The organism is Bradyrhizobium sp. (genome assembly GCF_049581145.1).
Lineage (GTDB): Bacteria > Pseudomonadota > Alphaproteobacteria > Rhizobiales > Xanthobacteraceae > Bradyrhizobium.
Genome location: NZ_JBAURI010001330.1, coordinates 1 through 4,995, shown reverse-complemented (window position 1 = coordinate 4,995; position 4,995 = coordinate 1). Strand labels below are relative to the sequence as shown.

Genomic DNA, 4,995 nt, shown 5'->3' with positions numbered 1-4,995 from the left:
GGTGTACAGAGTGCGGCCAACGCCAATGCCAGCGCCAACGCGCCGCTGTCGTTGTCACCGCAGAACGCGCAGGATTCCGAGGCTGCGCCGCCGGCTGAGCCGCGGACACGGGTCGCGGCCGTCAGCCCGACGCAGGCCGCACCAGCCGCCGCCACAAGCGAAGGGTCTGGCGGTTTCATGGTGCAGGTCTCGTCGCAGTCAAGCGAGGCCGATGCGCAGGCTTCGTTCAAGGCGCTGCAAACCAAGTTCCCGAATGTCCTGGGATCCCAGGCACCGGTGATCAGGCGCGCTGACCTGGGCGAGAAGGGTGTCCACTTTCGCGCAATGATCGGGCCGTTTGGCACGAGGCCAGAGGCGGTGCATTTCTGCGGCAGTCTGCAGAGTGCCGGCGGGCAGTGTTTGGTCCAGAAGAATTAGCGGCGGCTTCCTTGACCATGTTGGCGGCCGCGGGCTATTCGGCGCCACATGAGCAGCAAAGCTTTCATCACGGGCGTTTCGGCAACGGAACTTGGCGCGGACGAGCGTGCGTTCATCGTGGCCGAGAAGCCGTGGGGTTTCATCCTCTTTAGGCGGAACGTCGAGACCCCGGCGCAAGTCGCTGCGCTGGTGAGGCAGTTGCGCGATGTCGCAGGCCGACCGGGGGCCCCGGTTCTGATCGATCAGGAGGGCGGGCGTGTGCAACGCTTGGGCCCTCCGCACTGGCCGGCCTATCCGGCAGGGGCGGCGTTCGGACGGCTCTACGACATCGATCCCGCTTTGGGCCTCTCGGCAGCCCGGCTCAGCGCGCGGCTGATCGCGGACGATCTCGTCAATCTCGGCATCACGGTCGATTGCCTGCCGCTGGCGGATGTCCCGATCGACGGCGCCGATGCGGTGATCGGCGATCGGGCCTATGGCAACGAGCCGGGCAAGGTGGCCGCGATCGCGCGCGCGGTCAGCGACGGGCTGGGGCTGGGAGGGATCTTGCCGGTCTTGAAGCACATTCCCGGTCACGGCAGGGCGACCGCCGACACCCATTTCAGGCTCCCTGTGGTCGATACGCCGGAAAACGAGCTCGAAATGACCGATTTTGCCGCGTTCAAGCCGCTCGCCGAGCTGCCAATGGCCATGACTGCACATGTTGTGTTTAGCGCCTTCGATCCGGTCCATCCGGCCACGACTTCTGCGACAATGGTCGAAAGGGTGATTCGTGGCTCGATCGGGTTCCAGGGTTTGTTGATGAGTGATGACGTGTCCATGAACGCATTGGCGGGATCGGTCGCCGAGCGGACCCGGGCGATTTTTGCCGCCGGCTGCGATCTGGTCCTGCATTGCAATGGCAAGCTCGACGAGATGCGCGAGGTCGCGCGCGAGACGCCCGAGCTGTCGGGCGAGCCATTGCTGCGGGCCAATCGGGCGCTGGCATCGCGCCAAGCTCCGCTGGCTTTCGATCGGGGCGCGGCACGGGCCGAATTGGACGCATTGCTCGAACGGCTGGGGACGGCTGGCGCATGACCGCGGAAATCCTGTCTTTTGAGACCGGCCGGCCTACCGCCGAACTCGCCGAGGGCGAACCGTCACTGGTCGTCGATGTCGAGGGCTACGAGGGTCCGCTCGACCTTCTGCTGGCACTGGCGCGCCAGCAGAAGGTCGATCTCGCCAAGATCTCGATCCTGGCGCTGGCCGATCAGTATCTGCAGTTCATCGAGGCGGCACGAAAAATCCGGCTCGAGCTTGCCGCCGACTATCTGGTGATGGCAGCGTGGCTCGCCTTCCTGAAATCGCGGCTGCTGCTGCCGGAGCCGCCGACCGCCGAAGGCCCGAGCGCCGAAGAGATGGCGACCGCGCTCGCCAACCGGCTGCGCCGGCTCGAGGCGATCAGGGAAGCCGCCAACCGGCTGATGAACCGGCCGCAATTGCAGCGCGATATCTTTGCGCGCGGACTTCCGGAGGCGATCGCCGAAATCCGCCATCCGAAATACACCGCGACGCTGTTCGATCTGCTCTCCGCCTACGCCACCCAACGCCAGCAGCGCGTGCTGGCGAGCGTCCATCTGGCCAAGCGCACCGTGTGGTCGCTCGCGGAAGCGCGCGCTTCGCTGGAACGGTTGATCGGTCTGGCGGAGGCGGAAGACTGGGGCTGCCTCGACGAATATCTGATCGGCTACATCGTCGACCCTTCGCAGAAAGCCACCGTGTTTGCGTCGAGCTTCGCAGCGGCGCTGGAACTGGTGCGGGAAGGGCAGATGGAGCTGAACCAGAAGGAAGCGTTTGCACCGCTGTATTTTCGAAAGCGTCCGCCACAAGCCACCGGCGCCATGACCGCGCCGACCGCCGAGTAGTTTGGAAGAAGGAGACTGTACCATGGCAAGCTTGGCGGAGAGACGCATGGACGATGCCGAGGAAGTCCCTGTCGAGGAGGTGCAAGTCGGGCCGCACGCGCGGCCGGAAGAACTGCGGTTGTTGGAAGCGTTGCTGTTTGCTGCGAGCGAGCCGCTCGATCAGGCCACCCTCGCCAAGCGCATGCCGGACGGCGTCGACATCAAGGTGGCGCTGGCGCAATTGCAGGTGGACTACGCCTCGCGCGGCGTCAATCTGATTCGGGTCGCCAACAAATGGACGTTTCGCACGGCGGGCGACCTGTCCTGGCTGATGACCCGCGAAAGCACGGAAACGCGCCGGCTGTCGCGCGCGGCCATCGAGGTTTTGGCGATCATCGCCTATCACCAGCCGATCACGCGCGCGGAGATCGAGGAGATCCGCGGCGTCGTCACCTCCAAGGGCACGCTGGATGTGCTGCTGGAGACCGGCTGGATCAAGCCTCGCGGCCGGCGCAAGACGCCGGGGCGGCCACTGACCTTCGGAACCACGGAAACCTTCCTGTCGCAATTCAGTCTCGAGGCGATCGGCGACTTGCCTGGACTGGAGGAACTGAAAGGTACGGGGTTGATGGATTCGCGTCTTCCGACCGGATTCACCGTTCCATCGCCGTCCGATGATCCGACTTTGCGGGACGACGAGGATCCACTCGATGCCGGCGATCTGGAACTGGCGCTGGTGTCCGTGGTGGAGCCGGAAAACGAAAACGGCGGCGAAGGCTGATCCGTTGCGAACGGTTGGGCGATCCTTCCGCGCCGGTTAACGGTAGCTTCAGGAGAGGCGTCCAACGCCGATTTGCCACAGCCTAAGTCCTTGTTTTTGGCACCCGCCAAGCCTACGTTCCGCTAAAGATCAGGCCGGGTCACCGGCTCTTCGTGTTTGGAGGTTGCAGGATGGGTTCGCTTAGCATTTGGCACTGGATCGTGGTGATCGCAGTCGTCCTGCTGCTGTTCGGCCGCGGCAAGATTTCCGATCTGATGGGCGACGTCGCGCAAGGCATCAAGGCCTTCAAGAAGGGCATGCAAGACGACGACACGGCTCCGGAAAAGACCGAGCCGGTGAAGTCGATCGATCATGGCACCGCGCCGTCCACAGCTGCGCGGTCGGATGTCGGCAGCAAGGCTGTCTGAGCAACAACGACGCCTGGATAGACACTGGCCGTCTCGATCCTTTGCTTGGGAGCCAGGTGATTTGGGCCGGGCGCTTTGCAGATTGCGGGACAGAGCCTTCGCGTGAGCGGAATTTTGGATGTTCGACATCGGCTGGAGTGAATTCGCCCTGATCGCGATTGTCGCGCTGATCGCGATTGGCCCGAAGGAACTGCCCGGTGTGCTCCGCATGGTCGGGCAATGGATGGGCAAGGCGCGCAGGATGGCCGCCGAGTTCCAGGGTCAGTTCCAGGAAGCGATGCGCGAGGCCGAAATGGCCGACCTCAAGAAGAGTTTTGACGAGGTGAAGGAAGCCGCCTCCGGCCTTGGCCGCGGCAGCATCATGACCTCGCTGCAGAAGGATGTGTCGCGCGCGCTGGATATCGAGGGCATCGACAAGCCCGCAGAGACAAAAGCGGAAACGCCCGCAGCGACGATCGAGCCTCCGGTTGTGCCGACCACCCCGGCAGCGCCGACCGCTGAAAGCTTTGCCGAAGCCGATGCCCATGTCGCAGAGACCAGCGCGGCAGAGACCAACGTCGCAGAGACCAACGTGGCTGACGGCAGGGTGACGGAAACCGGTGCGGCAGGTCCAAGCATGGCTGCCGAGCCGCTTGTGATCACGCCCGCGGTTCAGCCGGCGGCCGTGCCGCAGGACCTCGCCAGGATTTCTTCTGAAGTGTCCTCTTCTGAGGGGCCCTCGTCCGAAGTGTCGCCCTCCGAAGAGCCGAAGGACGCCAAAGCGTCATGACCGTCGACGACATCGAGGCCAGCAAAGCTCCGCTGATGGATCATCTGATCGAACTGCGCTCCCGCCTGATCAAGGCGCTGCTCGGATTCGGCATTGCCTTCATCTTCTGTTTCTTCTTCGCCAAGCAGATCTACAACGTCCTGGTGTGGCCGTTCGTCTGGGTCGCCGGGGCGGAAAACTCGAAATTCATCTACACGGCGCTCCTGGAATATTTCATCACGCAGTTGAAGCTCGCGCTGTTCGGCGCCGGCTTCATTTCGTTTCCGATCGTGGCCACGCAGATCTACAAGTTCGTCGCGCCGGGCCTCTACAAGCATGAACGCGGCGCCTTTCTGCCCTATCTGATCGCCACCCCGATCTTCTTCGTGGCCGGCGCGATGCTGGTCTATTTCGTCGTGTTTCCGATGCTGATCCGCTTTTCGCTCGGGATGCAGCAGATGGGCGGGGCGGAGACCGCCCAGATCCAGTTGCTGCCGAAGGTCGGCGAATATCTGTCGCTGATGATGTCCCTGATTTTCGCCTTTGGCATCGCATTCCAGCTTCCGGTGATCCTGACACTGTTGGGACGGGTCGGCATCATCTCTTCCAAGATGTTGCGCGACAAGCGCCGCTATTTCATCGTGATTGCTTTCGTCATCGCTGCCGTGCTGACGCCGCCCGACATCCTGAGCCAGTCCTCCCTCGCGCTGCCGCTGCTGGCACTGTATGAGGGGTCAATCATCGCGGTGCGGATCGTGG

7 protein-coding genes are annotated in these 4,995 nt (G+C 63.5%); all 7 read left to right on the top strand.

From position 1 onward, the window contains the following. A partial coding sequence (locus WCB02_RS42420) for an SPOR domain-containing protein (RefSeq protein WP_423969115.1) occupies nucleotides 1–417 on the top strand: 417 nt, incomplete at its 5' end. A 48-nt stretch (nucleotides 418–465) separates the two neighbouring features. After that, complete coding sequence (gene nagZ, locus WCB02_RS42415) at nucleotides 466–1,494, top strand: beta-N-acetylhexosaminidase (RefSeq protein ID WP_423969112.1); 1,029 nt, start codon at nucleotides 466–468, stop codon at nucleotides 1,492–1,494. Then, the gene (locus WCB02_RS42410) at nucleotides 1,491–2,321 is read left to right on the top strand and encodes a segregation and condensation protein A (RefSeq protein WP_423969110.1); all 831 of its coding nucleotides are present in this window, start codon (nucleotides 1,491–1,493) and stop codon (nucleotides 2,319–2,321) included. The genes nagZ and WCB02_RS42410 overlap by 4 nt, the downstream gene beginning before the upstream one ends. A 22-nt stretch (nucleotides 2,322–2,343) precedes the next feature. Continuing rightward, nucleotides 2,344–3,081 (top strand): SMC-Scp complex subunit ScpB, encoded by a 738-nt coding sequence (scpB, locus tag WCB02_RS42405; RefSeq protein ID WP_423969107.1) that lies wholly within the window; start codon nucleotides 2,344–2,346, stop codon nucleotides 3,079–3,081. Between the two features lie 170 nt (nucleotides 3,082–3,251). Next, entirely contained in the window at nucleotides 3,252–3,488 is a 237-nt protein-coding gene (locus WCB02_RS42400) for a twin-arginine translocase TatA/TatE family subunit (protein WP_423969105.1), read from the top strand. Nucleotides 3,489–3,606: 118 nt separating this feature from the next. Beyond that, nucleotides 3,607–4,257, top strand: a complete 651-nt coding sequence (gene tatB / locus WCB02_RS42395) for a Sec-independent protein translocase protein TatB (RefSeq protein ID WP_423969103.1) — start codon at nucleotides 3,607–3,609, stop codon at nucleotides 4,255–4,257. Further along, the coding region (tatC, locus tag WCB02_RS42390; protein ID WP_423969101.1) for a twin-arginine translocase subunit TatC at nucleotides 4,254–4,995 on the top strand (742 nt) is incomplete at its 3' end. The genes tatB and tatC, both read left to right, overlap by 4 nt.

What these genes read in the sequence shown, in the direction of transcription:
- nagZ (WP_423969112.1), top strand. Translation starts at nt 466, where the DNA reads ATGAGCAGCAAAGCTTTCATCACGGGCGTTTCGGCAACGGAACTTGGC.
- WCB02_RS42410 (WP_423969110.1), top strand. Translation starts at nt 1,491, where the DNA reads ATGACCGCGGAAATCCTGTCTTTTGAGACCGGCCGGCCTACCGCCGAA.
- scpB (WP_423969107.1), top strand. Translation starts at nt 2,344, where the DNA reads ATGGCAAGCTTGGCGGAGAGACGCATGGACGATGCCGAGGAAGTCCCT.
- WCB02_RS42400 (WP_423969105.1), top strand. Translation starts at nt 3,252, where the DNA reads ATGGGTTCGCTTAGCATTTGGCACTGGATCGTGGTGATCGCAGTCGTC.
- tatB (WP_423969103.1), top strand. Translation starts at nt 3,607, where the DNA reads ATGTTCGACATCGGCTGGAGTGAATTCGCCCTGATCGCGATTGTCGCG.